Raw genomic sequence first — 18,207 nt, 5'->3', positions numbered from 1 at the left:
CCCTCTCCCAAGTTTAAGAGAAGGGGTTGGGAGATGTAGCAAGATCCCGCAGGGTGGGCGAATTTTACATTTGGACAGTCGTTGATTGAATTCGGGCAGTCGTTTATTGAATTCGGGGTGTCGTTTATTGAATTCGGGGTGTCGTTTATTGAATTCGGGGTGTCGTTTATTGAATTCGGGTAGTCGTTGATTGAATTCGGGCAGTCGTTGATTGAATTCGGGTAGTCATTGATTGAATTCGGACAGTCGTTTATTGAATTCGGACAGTCGTCATAAAACTCCTATTTTATTTCTGAAATAACTCTTTACAACTGGAAAAGGCTGATTCTCAACTCCTTGCTCCCTACTCCCTTAGACAGTACAAACTATAACAATAAACGAATTGAGCTAATGAAGTAGCTTGAACTAGTGAATATATTTACGTAAGATTACTGATTGACGACGCGTATTTACGGTGATGATAATGTGATGGTGTTGATAATACATAATTTACAAAGTTTGTAACTCAAATACACAATTCATCTATAAATTCAGAAATTGGCTACTGAAAACTTCTTATTTCTGACAATATGCGTTTGCCTTTTTATCTAGTGGAATTAGAGTTAGCAAACGAGTATGTTACTAAATTTTATGACAAGTATACAGTACGGAACTTTCTTAAAGAAGTTGATGGCAGCCTAAGAATAAGTCCGTCAGTGTTAACTCCCAAGGAGAACCGATGAGCCTAAGTAAGACACTTGTAAATGTCGATTCCGAGACTGTCTCTAAAACGTTTTATGATGCTGTAATTGTGGGAACAGGGGTAGCTGGAGCCATTGTTGCCAAAGAATTAAGTCAACAGGGCAAGAGGGTTTTAATCCTTGAAGCTACGATACAAAAGGATTTCACTCTTGAGGGCTTTCAAAGTTACGTCGAAACCTTCTATAGTGCGGTCGAGAAAAATCCCAACTCTCCCTATCCCGCTAATGCCAATGTTCAAAGCCCCACTGATTACAAAGACTATTTTATAGAGCAAGGTCCCATGCCCCTTTCGGGTTCCTATACACGGGTTCTGGGTGGGACAACGATGCACTGGGAAGCAAAAACCCCACGAATGTTACCGGAAGATTTCAAGTTATACAGTAACTATGGACAAGGTCTTGACTGGCCAATTGAGTATAAGGAACTTGAACCGTACTACCGCAAAGCCGAGTACGAAATGGGGGTTTGTGGGGACGTAGATGAGCAAAAAAGACTGGGTCTGGAATTTCCAGATGACTATGTTTTCCCAATGGAAAAGCTTCCACCATCTTACTTGGATCAGAAAGTTATTGAGAAAGTTAATGGGACTACAGTTGAACTCTATGGACAGACCCATACATTAAACTTCTCTACTTTTCCTCAAGCTCGCAATGGAGTACCCAATCCTAAATACGATCATGGCAACCGCTTTGTTGCTGACGGAGTTACCAGTGTCCATCCTGTTCAGTATGGGGAACGTTGTCAAGGAAACGCTAACTGTGTTCCCATCTGTCCGGTTCAAGCCAAATATGATGCTCGCAGAACTTTAGCTAAAGCCTTTGAAACTGGTCGGGTTCATGTACTCTACCAAGCAGTGGCTTATCGGGTTGAATACGATCGCGAAAATGGTCGCGTCACTGCCATTCACTATAAGCGTTATGAAAACCCCAATTCTAGTGAGTACACTACAGGAACCGCTAAAGGAACATTATTTGTATTAGCGACTAATGCCGTCGAAAACGCTCGGCTATTGCTCGGTTCTGATTTGCCTAACACCAGTGGAATGATAGGGCGGCATTTAATGGATCACCCTTTCACCTTAGCTTGGGCTTTGATGCCTGAAGTGACTGGTACTATGCGAGGACCTCTTGTTACATCAGGAATCGGAACATTTCGTAAAGGCGATTTTCGTCAAAAACAATCCGCCTTCGCGGTAGATATTCATAATGATGGTTGGGGATGGGCAACCGGATCGCCCAAGGGTGAAGTGGAAGATGCAGTCGATAACAAACACAAATATGGCCAAGAACTGCGCCAGACATTAATTAGTCGTATTTCAAGACAACTACTACTGGCTTTCATGTGTGAATTACTCCCTGAGTACAGTAACCGAGTAACCATCGACCCAAGGTACAAGGATAAACTGGGTAATTATCGTCCCGTCATTAGCTTTAACCTGCCAGACTACAGTCGCAGAACCCTTGCCTACACCAGAAAAGTCTCTCGTGTAATCTTCGAGCGTTTAGGAGCGCAAGATTATACCAATTACGATCCTAAAGACCCCGCCTATTTTGAGTTTGAGGGTGAAGGTTACGTATACAAAGGCGGAAACCACTTTTCGGGAACTCATATCATGGGAGCGACCCCATCCAAGTCAGTTGTTGATAGTGATTTGCGTTGTTGGGATCATAAAAATCTTTTTCTAGTTGGCGCAGGAAGTATGCCAACCATAGGTAGTTCAAATACAACATTGACCATTGCCGCACTGAGTTTTAGACTTGCCGAGCAGATGCTTAAAGAATTAAATTCTCAAAATTTACAAGCCAGTCATTTGCAAGCCAGTCATTTGCAAGTAAGTAATTTGCAAGCTAAGTAAGGCGTGTCATTAATTAAAATTACACTCCATCAGGCAAAGGCTTTGGGCGCTTTTAATCCAAAACTTCATGATGGCTGAAATTCAGCGATAAATAGGGTTCTACGGCTATTTGATCATAAGCCCTAGTACCCCTTACACAGTCGAAAAAACATTGTGAGTAGATGTAATTATGACTACAGTCTCCGATAGCTTGAAGTTGATTACAACGGTTGACCAATTGAAGTACTATCTCATACAGGCAATGAAGATAGAACATGCAACCATTCCCCCTTACATGACAGCACTTTACTCAATTAAACCCGGAACGAATTTAGAAGCTTTCCATATTATCCGGGCGGTTGCTGTAGAAGAAATGCTACATCTAACTCTTGTGGCTAATGTTTATAATGCGGTGGGAGGATCGTTTGAATCACCAGTCCTGACGGCATCTAATTTTATTCCTAAATATCCTAGCTATCTACCTACAGGATCTACTGATTTTAAAGTAGGTTTAAGCAAGTTTTCCAAAGAGACTATAGAGACCTTTCGTCAGATTGAACGGTCTCAAGACGTTCCAGAAAGTATGCCATCAGTTGCATCTCGAAGCTTAGAAGAACGTTTTTTGGAAATTATAGGCTTCGATCCGACCAAGACTTTCTACAGCATTGGCTTGTTTTATGCAGAGATCATTCGTGGTCTGAATGCGCTCTATAAAGAGAAGGGCCCCGATCTATTTTGTGGCGATCCTAAACGACAAATTACCCCAGAATACTACTATAACGGTGGTGGAGACATCATCCCAGTGACCGATCTGCGTTCAGCCATACGAGCCTTAAAAGTGATTCAAGATCAGGGTGAGGGGTCAAGAAGCGGAACGATCTATGATGCAGAACGACAACTAGCCCATGACTATCGTTTTCAGCAAATACTATTAGGGAAATATTATCTGATTGACAAGGATGATCCGACAAAATCCGATCAGCCCAATCAGCCTACAGGTGAATCTTTTACCGTAGATTGGAACGCAGTTTATCCGATTAAGGATAATGCCAAACTGAGTGATTATCCCGAAGGATCAGAAGTGCATACAGCAGCCTTAGAGTTTCAGTCCGCCTATAGTGAGTTCTTAACCAAGATTGAATACGCTTTTAATGGACATCCTGAGCATTTGATTCCCGCAGTTGGGGGAATGTTCCGCCTCAAAGAACAGGCTAATAGTTTAATGCGTAACCCTATTCCAGACAGTCCAGGGGTTAATGCGGCTCCTATTTATCGGTTAGACCAGCTTTAGCTAACTTTGACTTGCGAATCTAAACTTTTGTGGAGGTAAATAACTGATGGATATTAATGCACCTGAGTTTATGGAGTATTTTCTCAATCTTTCAGTGGTTCTTACAGGTTTTTCTAAGTTTCACTTGCAGGGAACAGGCCTTGCTACTCTTTATTTTGAAACCATTCAAGACATCATTGGTGAAGATATCTTTGGAGAACTGTTAACAACTTTTCATCAGTTGGAGATTGAAAAAACAGAAAAAAACCACGAATCAATCATACAAATTCTGGCGTCTGAAAAATTTGGCCCGATCGCTCGCAATATCATTAAGGTTTGGTATATGGCCACCTGGTATACACTGCCCCAATCCTGGCGGGATGTTTTTGGAACCAAAGAAAAGGATGGAACCTTTATTATCAGTCCACATGCCTATCCAGAAGGACTTTTATGGACTGCGATCGGTGTTAACCCACCTGGTGCGAAAGGCCAGGGATATGGAACTTGGAGCGAACCCCCTTTAGTTAGCCTTACTAAAAGCTAACAGCCTTTCTGGGTAGGGATTAATGATGTTTAGCTTCACCTCACTCAAGCTTTAACAAAAGACCCATCTTTGATCCTGACAAAATTGCAAAAAATCCTAGTTTTAAGACAAAACATGAGTATTACATCTTGGTTTCATAGACTCTCTACTATTGCTCTCTCGATTTTCCTTAGCTTAACAATCTTCACTTTGCCCGCTAAGGCTTTCGTTGCGACAGATTACCAGAAGTTGCTTTTGACAAACGCCTGTGTTAGTTGCGATCTATCGGAAGCGGATCTATCGAACAAAGATTTATATGGCAGCGCACTCGGTGGGTCTAATCTATCCAAAGCAAATCTCTCTGGTGCCCTACTCAATGATGCAAAGCTTCAAGGAGTTAATCTAACAGGAGCCAATCTATCGAAAGCTATTTTGATGGGGATCACCTTGTCTGATGCTAACCTAACGGGGGCTAATCTTTCTGAGGCAGATTTATATAATGCCTTTCTGAGTAAGACAAAGTTGTTAAACGCGGATTTGACCGGTGCAGATTTAACAGAAGCCATTATCTCTGATGCAGATTTGTCTAATGCTCTGGGGAAAAATGCCAAGCTAAAGGGAGCAATTTTCTCTCGAGCTATTCTATCGGGAGCAGATTTGTCGAATACCTTCATGAGAAATACAAGGTTATCAGAAGCCAAGCTTAATGGAACTAAGCTATCTGGGGCAGACTTATCTAATTCTGTAATGCCTGACGGTACTACCTATAATGGAGATGTCATTAAGTTTGGTGCTTTGCAGTAAAACCTAAGTCTTGCTTCAGTGTGACTTGAAAAGCTGAAAATTCAAAAAAAATGTAGGGTGGGTTAGTACAATTTCATAACCCACCATGCGCGAACATTTTTCTGCAAATTCTCAGACAATAAACTGTTGTTAATTCTTAGCCTTGCCAGACAGGAATTCTCCCAGTTTCCAACTTATTCATCTTCTTGAGTCAATGCGATCGTTACTGTCTACATGGTCAATTCAGTATATTTTTGCAAACTTGAGGTCAAATCTATATCTGAATTCCAATTAAAGATATATTTTTACTGTGCAATAAACTTATTTGAAAATATCAATATTTAGCTATTTTAAATTTTTTATTCAATAGTTATAAATTGAAAAATAGTAAATTACATTTAATAAATGTAAAAAAATATTAAGCTATTATCTGATTAAAAATTTTTCCACTAAAGTGGTTATTAATACTAGAGTAATTTAGTAATTTCAGCAGTAAAAGTTACATTTACACAATAAAATAATTTCTCAGATTAAGAGATAGTAAATAGTTTCTTTCACTTTCACGCTCAATCATCAATTTTAATTTATTTTCGGTTTCATTAAAAATACAGTATTAAGTTGCATAAATGAAACAAGATCGCATACATTTGAGATAACTAAACTATGTTGAAACAACAAGGTAAACTTAAGATGAATAACTCTAAACTTTGTAATCAATTCAAGTCTATTGGTCGATTATTGTTTGTGTTATTGGCATTGGTATTTTTCGGAATTACTTACTTTAATTCTCCGGTCAGTGCCGCTACAAATAGCGACAAAAACTCATATTTAGTCGCTCTGATTCCACCTTCAAAGGTAACACCTATATTCGATCCAGCAAAAGTTTCTTTGGGCATTACGCCCACGGGTTGGAGCAATGGTGACGATCCTAGTATTGATCTCTATCCTCGTATCCCTTATCAGCAGATTCTGAGTGAAATAGCACTATCTGGCTTCAAAGGCTCGCAAACCTCAGGTAAGTATCCAGAAGATATCGGAGTTTTGAAAGGAGAGTTAAAACTTCGTAACTTGACTATTTCTGAACCTTGGGTGGGGACTGAATTCACTGTAGGAAAGACGGATGAAACCTGGGCTGAATTTAAGAAACAAGTGCAATTTATGAAACAAATTGGTGGCAGCAGAAGTATTGTGGTAGCCGAACTGGGTAACGCAGTACATCAACAGCCAGTTGCACCTTTGCCTAATAGACCAAAGTTTACTGACGAGCAATGGAATGCTCTGACTAAAGGATTGAATCAACTTGGTAAAAAAGCAAAGGAGGAAGGTATGCAGATATCCTACCATCCCCATATTGGTACAGGAGTAGAAAACTTGGCTGATATAGATCGCCTGATGGCAAATACTAATTCTGAATATGTTAATTTGCTACTTGATACTGGTCATTTATACTATGCAGGAGTTGATCCTTTAGAAGTGACAAAGAAATATGCCGATCGCATCAAGCACGTTCACCTAAAAAACATTCGTCAGCCTGTTTTAGATGAGTCCATCAAAAATGGTTGGAGCTTTTTAGGTTCGATCAAAAAAGGTGTGTTTACTGTTCCAGGAGATACCAAAGAAGGCGCAATTAATTTTGAACCGATTTTAAATAAGCTTGCTAATGCCAACTATGAAGGATGGCTCATAGTGGAAGCAGAACAAGATCCTAACAAAACAAATCCTTTGCAAAACGCAATATTAGCTCGTACTTATCTACGTAATGTGACGGGCTTATAAACTATTTTAGTAAGTATCAGTAGGTCAATTTAAAATTCATATCTTCTCTGCTTGAATTTTGAATTGCTTTACCTGATTCCTGATGAATTTTTTAGTAATTTAATCAGTAAATTCATTTTGCACTGTCATATTAGCATAAAAATAGAGACATAATGAAATTGCTGAAATTGATCAGATAAAAACAATGAAACTAAATATCATTTCAACGGAGAATAGCAATGAATTTTAGCGATAAAGAAAATATCAGAAGTGTCTTTGAAGAAGTATATGCCGCTAATGTTAAATCTGAAGATTTGTGTGGTTACGGCGAGATGTATAAAGAAGATGCTCTTTGGATGGCGCCGAATGTCCCTGATCGCGTTGGGATTCCTGACATTATTGAAGGGTTTGCCCAGCAGATTGCTAACAACAGTATCGAGCCAATTTTTACTGCTGAAGAAATCGAAGTCATTGGCGATTTTGGTTATGTTGTAGGAACTTCTATTGCCACAATTACCCCAAAAGATGGTAGTCCATCAACACAAGTTAAATTTCGGGCATTATGGTTAATGAAAAAAAGCTATAATCAGTGGAAAATTTATCGCCAGATTTGGAATAAAAAACCCTGATGTAATTGTAGTTTTAAACCTTTTATAAACGATGTTCGATCTCAAAGCTGTCATAGAGAATCCTGAAGGTTTGATTCAGTGGCTTACAAGCAACGGATACTAACTTGACAGCAGTTAATAGCTAGAAAAATTTGTTTAACCTATCAATTCAAAGTTCATAGTTTTTGGATTTAATCAACCATCAACATAAATTTTAACATGAGCAACTCATCATCTTTGCCTGATATTTATCTGAGCTTCTTCCTGTTTACCGCCAATTTGAATCCTGGTGATTCAGAATATCGGCAAACAATTCTAACGCATATAAGAGAGCTTCAAAAGTTTGGTTACACAGGCTTTGAATTTCCTATTGCGCCTAATGAAGATAAAAATTACGAAAAACACATTGAAGATTATGCTAGTTTGCGATACTGTCTGGACTCAGAAGGGTTAGAGGATGTAAAAATTACTACTAATATTGGGGCTACCCGTACCCTCGATCTAAGTTCTCCCTACTATGAACAAAGACAAGCAGCACTAGAGTACCTCCAGTCAAGGATTGACATAACAGCTGCATTGAGAGGTGAAATTATGATGGGGCCGATTGTCATCCCTTATGGTGTATTCCCAACTACTGACTTTAATGCTCCAATTTGGAGCGATCAACTTCAGGAGCATTTAGCAATTCGCTATCGCAATGCTCAGACAATATTTGATGAGTTAGGTCAATATGCAAAGCAACGAAATGTTAAATTAGCAATTGAACCAATTACTCATTGGGAAACCCCTGGCCCTAACAAATTATCGCAATTAATTGAGTTTTTGAATGGAGTTAAAAGTAAACAAGTAGGAGTAGTGATTGATAGTGCTCACGAAACTATGGATGGCGATGGCCCTGAGATATTTAAAGCACAAGTGTTGTCTCTTGCCAAAGAGCAAAGACTTCATTATGTACAAGTCTCTCCTCCCGATCGCGGGGCGCTTCATACAAGTTGGATTCCTTGGCAATCATTTTTAGAACCAATTTTACAGGTCTATGATGGCCCGATCGCGGTGGAGATTTTCAATGCTATTCCTGCTTTTATTAACTCACTTCGTTTGACTCGACGTAAGTTTTGGATTCCTGGAGAAGATTCTGAAAATAAATATCCAAGTGCCTACGATATTGCTGAAAAAGCTATCAAAGCTACTCGAACAGAAGTAGATAAAATCAGGCATTTATGTTAATTAATTATCTAAGATTACTTAGATTTTTCTGTCCAGATTCTCGAAGATATTTATCTTGATTGAGCAATCGTAAAATATTTAGACACTGAAATCGCTGGAAAATTCGATTGTTTATCTTTTCTTTGTCATCAGAAAAAATATCAGAGGTTAAATAAAATATTTGTCATTCAAATATCATTTAACCTTTTATTATATCTTGTGCAATTCATCTCGCATAGGTACTGAAAATTTCTCGATTATTATGCTAGTTAATAAAAATAGGATGGTTTCAGTTTTTCTGGCTTTTATTCTGGCTGTAGCTATTACTATCTATGGTTGGGAACAAGCGATCGCCCAGCCAATAGTCGGTTCAAAAGAAGAAATGGGTGCATGGGAAACCATCCCTATGCCTCCTAAAGATAATCTGATGCAATCTGTCCATACTTTACTGCTTCCCAATGGCAAGGTGTTAAGCGTCAACGGTAGTAGTTTTCGCAACACTGTAGTTATTAACAATGAAAAACACAATCCCACCTTTATAGAAGGAGTCAATGTCACAGATTATGATGTGATCAACAATACTGCCCTTTTAGATCCTGAAACTGGAAAATTTGAGCGCATTGCTTCGCCACCAGTCCAGCAATATGGAGAAATCAACGATTTATTTTGCTCAGGTCATTTGCAACTAGCCGATGGTAATGTTCTTTTTGTCGGTGGTACTGGACGATACTACCCTGGAGGAGCTTTTACAGGCTCTAGACAAGTCAACCTTTATGATTGGAAAACAGGTAAATGGTCTGCTGCGGGACAACTTAAAGAAGGACGTTGGTATCCCAGTTTAATTTCACTAGCAGATGGGAAAATAGTTATTTTTTCCGGTCTAAAATACGAGTCTCCCAACCAAGTTAATCCGAGTTTAGAAATCTACGATCCTAAAACCAAAAAACTCCACTATATTGATCTGACAACTGTAAAGAACAGTCCTTTCAACACCAAACTCACAGATGTTAATGCTTACGATACTATAGACCTGTATCCTCGGGTCTTACCAACTGCTGATGGCAAACTTTTGATAACTGGAGATGATGCAGGAATTGGTGGAGTCTTGGTTACACAATCCAGCAAAAAAAGCTATTTAATGTCTGTCCAAGAGGGCACAGATGGTCAATTATCCGTCAGTTTTGAAGTAGTAGCCGACCGGGGAGAGCCGTCTAAAGCTTATGGAACTGCCGTGCAAGTTCCTAATTCTGAAGATGTTTTATTACTCGGAGGTATCATCGGCACCAACGACATCAACTATGGCCGAGGAGGTAATACAGCAGGTTTTGCAAACTGGTCAAGGGTTTCGACTAGCCTACAGCATTGGACATCCCCCAGTAAAAGTGGAGAAAAGAATGGCAAGTGGGAAATTGTCAATAACTTTCTTGATAAGCCAAGAGCTAACCTCCAAGCAGTGATTCTACCCAATCAGGAAGTATTGGTAGTTAATGGCGGTGAATATCCAGAATACAAGCCAGTCTATGAACCTTTGCTAATGACTCCCGATTCTAGGGCTATAGGGGGTTACATTACCAAATCTATGAATCCTGCTAAATTACCCAGGCTTTATCATAATGGGGCAATTTTGTTACCGGATGCTCGTGTTTTGATTATTGGAGGAAATGCAAATCGAACAGCACGGGAAAAAGATGGCACACTTCACGTTAATATCCAGCGAGAACCGCAGATATATTATTATACGTTTCCCAAACTAATAGATAAATCAGGTAACTCTAAAGAATTCAATCTTGAAGAATATTACCAATCTCCTCAAAGTTATTTTATTGAGGGAGACAAAGAACCTTTCGTTCCTTCTGAAATTTGGCAAGCAGAAATCTTCAGTCCGCCTTATTTGTTTAAGCCAGGTACTCGTCCTGAAATCGTCAAAGCTCCAGAAACACTTAACTATGGAAAATCTAATAGCATCTCAGTCAAGGATGCCACAGAAAAAGGTTCTGTGGTTCTAATTAAGTTAGGTGCAGTTACTCATTCTTTGGATTATGGGCAAAGATTAGCAGATTTGGAAGTTGAAAATGTTGCTATAGGGGACGAATCTGCTATCAAATTTAAAGCGCCGAAAAATGCCAATCTTTACCCACCGGGTTACTACATGATATTCTACCTCAATGAATTAGGAAAACCTTCCCATGCCAAAATGGTAAAACTTGAAGTTTAAGTAGGTTTGATTAAAATAATTTTGACTACAGAATTATTTATTGTTAACAATTCAATCCTAAATTTACAAAAAAAGTTAAGCAATGGCACTAACAGAAGAAGATTTAAAAACCGTTCTAGAAGAGGGTCTCGATCCAGAAAATCCTGGTAAATACGAGACTTTACTGCAAGATTTACAAGGTAACATTCTCAATGGGCATGGACGAGACCATATCGTACATTTATTTTTACAATTTAAATCTGGTCAAGTAAATGCAGTCAAACGATGGATTCAAAACTTTGCCCATAAATATGTCAAATCTGCCGAGCAGCAGTCAAATGAGGCACGTGAGTACCGAACTAAAAAGATATCAGGTGGTATATTTGCTAGTTTATATTTGTCTTGTCAAGGTTATGAATATCTGCAAATAGAACCGTGGAAAATACCTGGAGATCAGCCATTTCGATTAGGTATGCAGAATCTTGATATCAAGAACTTGTTAAACGATCCAGTACCGACAGATTGGGAACCAGGATTTCAACAGAAAGCAGATGCCTTGTTACTTATAGCAGATGATAATTTGACAGACTTATCCAAAGTAATTAACGATATCTGTTCAGAATTGTTTCAGATATCCAAAATACTTCATAGAGAAGATGGTTTTATTCTCAGAAATGCTCAAAAACAAATTATAGAACACTTTGGTTATGTCGATGGTGTCAGTCAACCTCTATTTCTGAAACGAAATATTGCCAGCGCCAAAGCTAATAACTCTGACTTCAGCAAATGGGACCCTCGCGCTCCGCTAAATACAATCTTGGTTAAAGATCCTAACGGTAAGACTGAAGATAGTTATGGCAGTTACTTAGTTTGTCGCAAACTTGAACAAAATGTCAAAATATTCCGTGAAGAGGTGCGGAATTTAGCTAAAAAATTAGGTATTAATGAAACTTTAGCCGGAGCTTTGGTTGTGGGACGGTTTGAAGATGGAACTCCAGTAACCCTCTCAGATTTACCGAGTCAAAGTGCGACATCAACCAATTACAATTACTTTAATAACTTTAATTACGATTTGGATACGGAGGCAACAAGGTGTCCGTTCCACACTCACATCCGCAAAGTTAATCCTAGAGGCGATACAGGTAAGGTAGAGTCTTCCCCTGGTTTTGACGAGGCTTTAAAGGTGGAGAGAAGGCATCGGATTGCTCGTCGTTCTGTCAGTTTTGGAGAGCATGATTGCAGTCAAGAGCCGACAACAGGCTCAGGATTGCTGTTTCTTTGCTTTCAAGCAGATATTGAAAATCAGTTTAATTTTATACAATGTAGATGGGCAAATCCTAAGCATTTTGTTCAAGTCAATGCTGGGCCAGATCCGCTAATTGGTCAACCAGAGGGAATTCAGAAATGGCCGAAAAAATGGGGGAAATCAGAAACAGAAGAATATGCATTTAAACTGCCGGTAAAAATGAAGGGGGGGGAATATTTTTTTGCACCTAGTGTGAGTTTTCTAAAAAATTTGGCAATAACTGAATCGTAGCTTATATAGCAATCTGATTTTATTTCTGAACTTCTTTGCATGGCAGCGAGTAGAAAGTAGGGAATCAGGCTTTTTGAGTTATACCAAGTTTTTTAAAAAATCAAATAGGAGTACTATAAAAGTTATTGATGTGGAAACTAGAATTTAAAATATTGGTGACATAATAAGGCATATTTATGAGCATCAACTTTGGACGTGAAATTTGTGGAAATCTTGATGCAGCAGAGTCGCGTGAGTGGTTAGTAACCAATGGTAGCGGCAGCTATGCTTCAGGTACAGTAGCAGGTTTATCAACACGGGGTTATCACGGTTTACTTGTGGCTGCACTGCAACCACCGTTGCAGCGAACCTTACTACTAGCAAAGCTAGATGATACAGCAGAGTATGAAGATAACTCTTATCCCCTATTTGCCAATCGTTGGTCAAATGGCACAGTTGATCCTCAAGGTTATTGCCATATTGAAAGCTTTTATTTAGAAGGAACAGTACCTGTATGGAGCTTTGCTTGTGGAGGTGCGTTATTAGAAAAACGCATCTGGATGCAACCTGGATCTGATACTACATATATTCATTACTACTTGCGACGAGCAAAGCGATCGCTTAAATTATCAATCGAAGCATTTGTTAATTACCGCGATCATCACAGCAGAACCCATGCTCAAGAATCACCTGCTAAAAATTGGCGAATGAATGTGACACTGATTGAGCATGGAGTCGGTGTGAGAGTGTTTCCAGAAGCGCAACCTTTGTACTTGTTAACAGATAGCGGTAATGCCTCACTTAAGAACGAGTGGTACTATGGATTTGAACTCGCAGCCGAAAAGGAACGCGGACTCAACGATATAGACGATCATCTTCACCCAGCAACTTTTCAAGCCACACTGGAGCCTGGAAGCTCATTTACTTTTGTGGCTAGTACGCAGCAAAATCCTAATTTAAACGGTGCAGTAGCCTTTGACTTACGTCATCAGTACGAACAAAAGCTGATAGCAGACTGGCAATCTAAACGATCGCCACAAGCGCCTCAAGTTCCTGATTGGGTGCAGCAACTTGTACTCGCTGCTGATCAGTTTATTGTTGACCGACAAGATGGAAAAACCATTATCGCCGGTTACCCCTGGTTTACTGATTGGGGTCGGGATACCATGATTAGTCTACCAGGTCTGACCCTTGCCACTAATCGTCCCCAAATTGCAGAGTCCATTCTTCGCACCTTTGGCCAATATATCAATAAGGGAATGTTGCCCAATCGTTTTCCTGACGATAATCAGCCACCCACAGAAGAGTACTACAATACAGTTGATGCAACACTGTGGTATTTTGAAGCCATCCGCCTTTACCTTGCTACGACTGGTGATGACAAGCTATTAGCAGATTTATTTCCCAAACTGGCGGAGATTGTCGAATTTCACCGTCAAGGAACGCGTTACAATATTCGCCTCGATCTCAGTGATGGGTTGCTTTATGCAGGGCAAAAAGGAGTGCAGCTGACTTGGATGGATGCCAAAGTTAATGATTGGGTGGTTACTCCTCGCATTGGCAAGCCTATAGAAGTAAATGCCCTTTGGTATAACACTTTGCGAACAATGTCCCAGTTCGCCCAAAAGTTAGGAAAACCTGAGAAAGACTATGATGCGATGGCTGATGCCACGCAAAAAGGTTTTAATCGTTTCTGGAATGATGCCAAGGGATACTGTTTTGATGTTTTAGACGGCCCAAATGGTAACGATGCCTCTTTGCGACCAAATCAAATCTTCGCCGTATCCTTGCCAGAAAGTCCGCTCACTCCTGAACAACAACGGCAAGTGGTAGAAGCGTGCGAGCGATCGCTTCTAACTTCTCACGGCTTACGCAGTCTTGCACCTGACGATCCGCAGTATATCGGTCACTACGGTGGAGATCAATTTCATCGTGACGGCGCTTATCACCAAGGAACAGTTTGGGAATGGTTAATTGGTTCATTTGTCTTAGCTCACTTGCGTGTGTTTAACAACCCATCCATTGCTCGGCAATTTCTAGAACCGATGCAACATCACCTCTATACTGCTGGAGTTGGAACTATCAGTGAAATATCTAATGGCGATCCACCAATGGAACCTAAAGGTTGTATTGCTCAAGCTTGGTCAGTTGGAGAAGTACTCCGTGCTTGGCTAGCTACAGAGTAATAGGTAGGGAGGCAGGGGGGGCAGGGGAGGCAGGGGGAGAAATTTTATCAAGTTGTTATCATCCCTTGATTCAGAAAAGACACAAATAATATTTAGGTTCGTTTGAAAGTTAATAGCTTATGACTGCTATTAACTATTGCAAATTAATCATCGCAAACATCATAAAAGGAAACGAAAAATGAACAAGATTCTAGAGACAGAAGAAGGAAAAAGATTACTAGAAGACCGCGATCGCAGCCAAAACAAATATTGGAAGCGATGGGGTTCTTATTTGAGCGATCGTCAGTGGGGAACAGTACGAGAAGATTACAGTGCTAATGGCACTGCCTGGGATTACTTTTCTCACGATCAAGCTCGTTCTCGCACCTATCGTTGGGGCGAAGATGGAATTGCTGGGATTAGCGATAATTACCAACGAATTTGTTTTGCGATCGCTCTTTGGAATGAAAAAGACCCGATTCTGAAAGAAAGGCTATTTGGTTTAACCAACAGTGAGGGCAATCACGGGGAAGATGTCAAAGAATATTATTTTTATCTTGACAATACTCCCACACATTCCTACATGAAATATCTTTACAAATATCCGCACCAAGCTTTTCCTTACAGCCAGTTAATTGAGGAAAACAGACACAGAAAATCAACTAATCCCGCAGCATTAGAATATGAACTAATAGATACAGGGATTTTTGATGATAATCGTTACTTTGATGTTCTTGTAGAGTACGCTAAAAATTCTCCAGAAGATATTCACATCCAAATTAGTGTTACTAACCGAGGCTCAGAAACTGCTAAACTGCATCTTTTACCAACTATTTGGCTTCGTAATACTTGGTCTTGGGGGTATGAAAATCAAACAAAAGAATTTAAATACCTGCAAGCTATTAAAGCTGACTCGAATCTAAGCATCATAGAAGCTGTTTATCAAGATAATGATGAAGTTAAAAATTTACGCAAAGGATGGCTTTATAGCGAAGCTGCTAAAGAACTTCTGTTTACAGAAAACGAAACAAACAAGAAACGATTTGGATGGGGTGACAATTCCGGTCCTGTCAAAGATGGCATAAATGATTACATTGTTTCTTTCGGAAATAAAAAAACAGTAAATTCTACTCAAAAAGGCACAAAAGCCGCAGTTCATTACGACTTAACAATTAATCCAGGAGAAACTAAAGTAGTTAGACTGCGGTTAAGCGATCAAAATTTAGATTCTCCTTTTGATAATGATTTTGAAACTGTACTTCAAACTCGCCAGCGCGAAGCCGATGAATTTTATCAAGCTGTTTGTCCTTCTGATATTTCCGAGGATATGCGAAATGTGCAAAGACAAAGCTTTGCTGGTATGTTGTGGAGCAAACAATATTATCACTATGTAGTTTATGATTGGCTTAATGGCGACCCCACTCCACCAAAGCCACCAGAACAACGTAAATTGGGCAGAAACTGTCAGTGGGAGCATTTATTTAATGAAGATATTATTTCCATGCCAGACGCATGGGAATATCCTTGGTTTGCTGCTTGGGATTTAGCTTTTCATACTGTTACCTTGGCACTAATCGATCCAGAATTTGCCAAAAGGCAATTGTATATATTTACGCGCGAATGGTATATGCACCCTAACGGTCAAATACCAGCTTATGAGTGGGCATTTGGTGATGTAAATCCACCTGTTCATGCTTGGGCTGCATGGCGTGTTTACAACATAGAAAAGGACATGTACGGCACTGCTGACAGAAAGTTTTTGGAAGAAATCTTTCAAAAGTTATCTATTTATTTTACTTGGTGGGTGAATCGTAAGGATGTTGAAGGCAACAACCTTTTTCAAGGTGGATTTTTAGGATTAGACAATATTGGGGTTTTGGATAGAAGCAATATTCAGATTCCTAATGCAACCATAGAGCAGTCTGATGGTACTAGCTGGATGGCAATGTACTGTCTAAATTTGCTAAAAATAGCCATAGAACTTGCCAAAGAAGATCCTAGTAGCGAGTCTAGTAGCAAGTATAGGAGGGAGTATGAAGATATGGCTTCTAAATTTTTCCAACACTTTCTACTCATTGCTGATGCAATGAATAAAGTCGGTGGTACAGGCGTAGATATATGGGATAAAGAAGATAAGTTTTACTATGATATTCTTAAAGCTCCTCCAGGTATAGTTGAGGGTGCAAACAGTGAAGGTGTACTGTTAATGAAAGTGCGGTCAATGGTCGGGTTAATTCCACTTTTTGCTGTAGAAACAATTGAAAAAGAGATTGTCGAGAAATATTTATCCTCAGATTTCAAAAAGCGGGTAGATTGGTTTATTAACAATCGCCCCCAACTGACTCAACACGAGAATATTTCTGTCCTCCCCAATCAAAAAGGACTTTATTATTTGTCCCTAGTAAATAAAGATCGACTCAAATCGATTTTGGAGCTTCTGCTGAATGAAGCAGAATTTTTGAGCGATTATGGTATCCGAGCTTTGTCAAAACATCATAAGGATAATCCTTATGTCTTACGGGCAAATGGAGAAGAATATCGAGTAGAATACGAACCAGCAGAATCAAAATATGGAATGTTTGGTGGAAATTCTAATTGGCGCGGGCCTATTTGGTTTCCAGTGAATTATCTTCTTATTGAATCTTTCTTGAAATTTCATGATTTTTGGGGAGATGACATCAAAGTAATATCTTCTACTTCTTCGGGTGAAAAGAAAGAGATGAATCTGCAAGAAGTGGCTAATGAATTAAGCCAAAGACTGATCAAAATTTTCCTGAAAAACCCAACATCTGGTAAGCGGCCTGTTTATGGCAGCTCAGAAAAATTCCAAAACGACCCACATTGGCGTGATTTAATTCTGTTCTATGAATATTTTCATGGTGATATTGGTGCAGGTATTGGTGCTAGCCATCAAACAGGTTGGACAGGTTTAGTAGCTGAATTGATTCAAAAATCAGGGAAAGACTTAGACTGGACATAACGTGAGTTCGGGATAAGAAAAGGGGCAAAATAGGTAGGCTGAAACTGCTAAATTTTTATTTATCTGCTTTCCCTATATTCACTAAACCTCTGGATAAATCAAAAATAAGAACCCCACCCCCAACCCCTCCTGTTCTACGGGAGGGGTTAGCGATCGCGCCTGTAGTCTGACTGATTAACTATAGTTGCAATGATTGCAATGATTTGGCGATCGCACTTGGGGGGATGTGCAAGAATTGTCTACTTATTGTAAAATTGCCAAAATATTAATATCTCCAGAGGTTCTCGTTCAAGCTACTTCTTAGCATCGCAACGCTGAGGGGAAAGTTGAATTAATTACAGATCGATCTCCTATTTATGTGCAGGAATCATTAACCTGTGTTGCGGTTACCAAAATTGAATGATGTGTATCATTAACTATCAAAAAAGCTACTGATTCTTACTACTTTTTACAAAGTCCATAAGCGAATGCCGACTTATAGTACCGAAGCATGTCGGGTGTAGTAAGTAATTGTACAGAAAAATTTACACATAACTTCTTGACTAGATAAGGATTTCAGGTCAAAATTTATATAATTAATTTTGTCATAGGCTTGAATGTATAGCCTCTTGCTGCTATCTTTTGGCATCTCG

Annotated in this window: 11 protein-coding genes; all 11 read left to right on the top strand. The window is 39.4% G+C overall.

Going from position 1 to position 18,207, the window contains the following annotated elements:
* Positions 1-718 precede the first annotated feature (718 nt).
* The 11 genes from V7L20_RS01435 (at position 719) to V7L20_RS01385 (ending at position 17,575) form a co-directional block, all read left to right on the top strand.
* Entirely contained in the window at positions 719-2,596 is a 1,878-nt protein-coding gene (locus V7L20_RS01435) for a GMC family oxidoreductase (RefSeq protein WP_334742349.1), read from the top strand.
* Positions 2,597-2,765: 169 nt separating this feature from the next.
* Complete coding sequence (locus V7L20_RS01430) at positions 2,766-3,866, top strand: ferritin-like domain-containing protein (RefSeq protein WP_334742348.1); 1,101 nt, start codon at positions 2,766-2,768, stop codon at positions 3,864-3,866.
* Between the two features lie 46 nt (positions 3,867-3,912).
* Entirely contained in the window at positions 3,913-4,389 is a 477-nt protein-coding gene (locus V7L20_RS01425; protein WP_334742347.1) for a hypothetical protein, read from the top strand.
* Between the two features lie 114 nt (positions 4,390-4,503).
* Positions 4,504-5,172 carry a pentapeptide repeat-containing protein gene (locus V7L20_RS01420; RefSeq protein ID WP_334742346.1) on the top strand — a complete coding sequence of 223 codons (669 nt, stop codon included), beginning with the start codon at positions 4,504-4,506 and terminating at the stop codon, positions 5,170-5,172.
* Between the two features lie 642 nt (positions 5,173-5,814).
* A complete protein-coding gene (iolE, locus tag V7L20_RS01415) occupies positions 5,815-6,927 on the top strand; it encodes a myo-inosose-2 dehydratase (RefSeq protein ID WP_334742345.1) in 1,113 nt (370 codons plus the stop codon).
* A 218-nt stretch (positions 6,928-7,145) separates the two neighbouring features.
* Positions 7,146-7,535 carry a YybH family protein gene (locus tag V7L20_RS01410; protein WP_334742344.1) on the top strand — a complete coding sequence of 130 codons (390 nt, stop codon included), beginning with the start codon at positions 7,146-7,148 and terminating at the stop codon, positions 7,533-7,535.
* 198 nt (positions 7,536-7,733) lie between these two features.
* A complete protein-coding gene (locus V7L20_RS01405) occupies positions 7,734-8,741 on the top strand; it encodes a sugar phosphate isomerase/epimerase family protein (protein ID WP_334742343.1) in 1,008 nt (335 codons plus the stop codon).
* Between the two features lie 262 nt (positions 8,742-9,003).
* Entirely contained in the window at positions 9,004-10,935 is a 1,932-nt protein-coding gene (locus V7L20_RS01400; protein ID WP_334742342.1) for a galactose oxidase early set domain-containing protein, read from the top strand.
* Between the two features lie 82 nt (positions 10,936-11,017).
* Entirely contained in the window at positions 11,018-12,451 is a 1,434-nt protein-coding gene (locus tag V7L20_RS01395) for a Dyp-type peroxidase (protein ID WP_334742341.1), read from the top strand.
* Positions 12,452-12,627: 176 nt separating this feature from the next.
* Positions 12,628-14,616 (top strand): amylo-alpha-1,6-glucosidase, encoded by a 1,989-nt coding sequence (locus tag V7L20_RS01390; protein ID WP_334742340.1) that lies wholly within the window; start codon positions 12,628-12,630, stop codon positions 14,614-14,616.
* A gap of 178 nt (positions 14,617-14,794) precedes the next feature.
* The gene (locus tag V7L20_RS01385; protein WP_334742339.1) at positions 14,795-17,575 is read left to right on the top strand and encodes an MGH1-like glycoside hydrolase domain-containing protein; all 2,781 of its coding nucleotides are present in this window, start codon (positions 14,795-14,797) and stop codon (positions 17,573-17,575) included.
* Positions 17,576-18,207: the final 632 nt, after the last annotated feature.

It is taken from the genome of Nostoc sp., assembly GCF_036916735.1.
Classification (GTDB): Bacteria; Cyanobacteriota; Cyanobacteriia; order Cyanobacteriales; family Nostocaceae; genus Nostoc.
The sequence above is the reverse complement of the archived record's forward strand: the minus strand, read 5'-3'. Positions and strand labels throughout refer to the sequence as shown.

Excerpts from the sequence above, each read along its gene's own strand:
- V7L20_RS01435 (WP_334742349.1), top strand. The coding sequence starts at position 719 with ATGAGCCTAAGTAAGACACTTGTAAATGTCGATTCCGAGACTGTCTCT.
- V7L20_RS01430 (WP_334742348.1), top strand. The coding sequence starts at position 2,766 with ATGACTACAGTCTCCGATAGCTTGAAGTTGATTACAACGGTTGACCAA.
- V7L20_RS01425 (WP_334742347.1), top strand. The coding sequence starts at position 3,913 with ATGGATATTAATGCACCTGAGTTTATGGAGTATTTTCTCAATCTTTCA.
- V7L20_RS01420 (WP_334742346.1), top strand. The coding sequence starts at position 4,504 with ATGAGTATTACATCTTGGTTTCATAGACTCTCTACTATTGCTCTCTCG.
- iolE (WP_334742345.1), top strand. The coding sequence starts at position 5,815 with ATGTTGAAACAACAAGGTAAACTTAAGATGAATAACTCTAAACTTTGT.
- V7L20_RS01410 (WP_334742344.1), top strand. The coding sequence starts at position 7,146 with ATGAATTTTAGCGATAAAGAAAATATCAGAAGTGTCTTTGAAGAAGTA.
- V7L20_RS01405 (WP_334742343.1), top strand. The coding sequence starts at position 7,734 with ATGAGCAACTCATCATCTTTGCCTGATATTTATCTGAGCTTCTTCCTG.
- V7L20_RS01400 (WP_334742342.1), top strand. The coding sequence starts at position 9,004 with ATGGTTTCAGTTTTTCTGGCTTTTATTCTGGCTGTAGCTATTACTATC.
- V7L20_RS01395 (WP_334742341.1), top strand. The coding sequence starts at position 11,018 with ATGGCACTAACAGAAGAAGATTTAAAAACCGTTCTAGAAGAGGGTCTC.
- V7L20_RS01390 (WP_334742340.1), top strand. The coding sequence starts at position 12,628 with ATGAGCATCAACTTTGGACGTGAAATTTGTGGAAATCTTGATGCAGCA.
- V7L20_RS01385 (WP_334742339.1), top strand. The coding sequence starts at position 14,795 with ATGAACAAGATTCTAGAGACAGAAGAAGGAAAAAGATTACTAGAAGAC.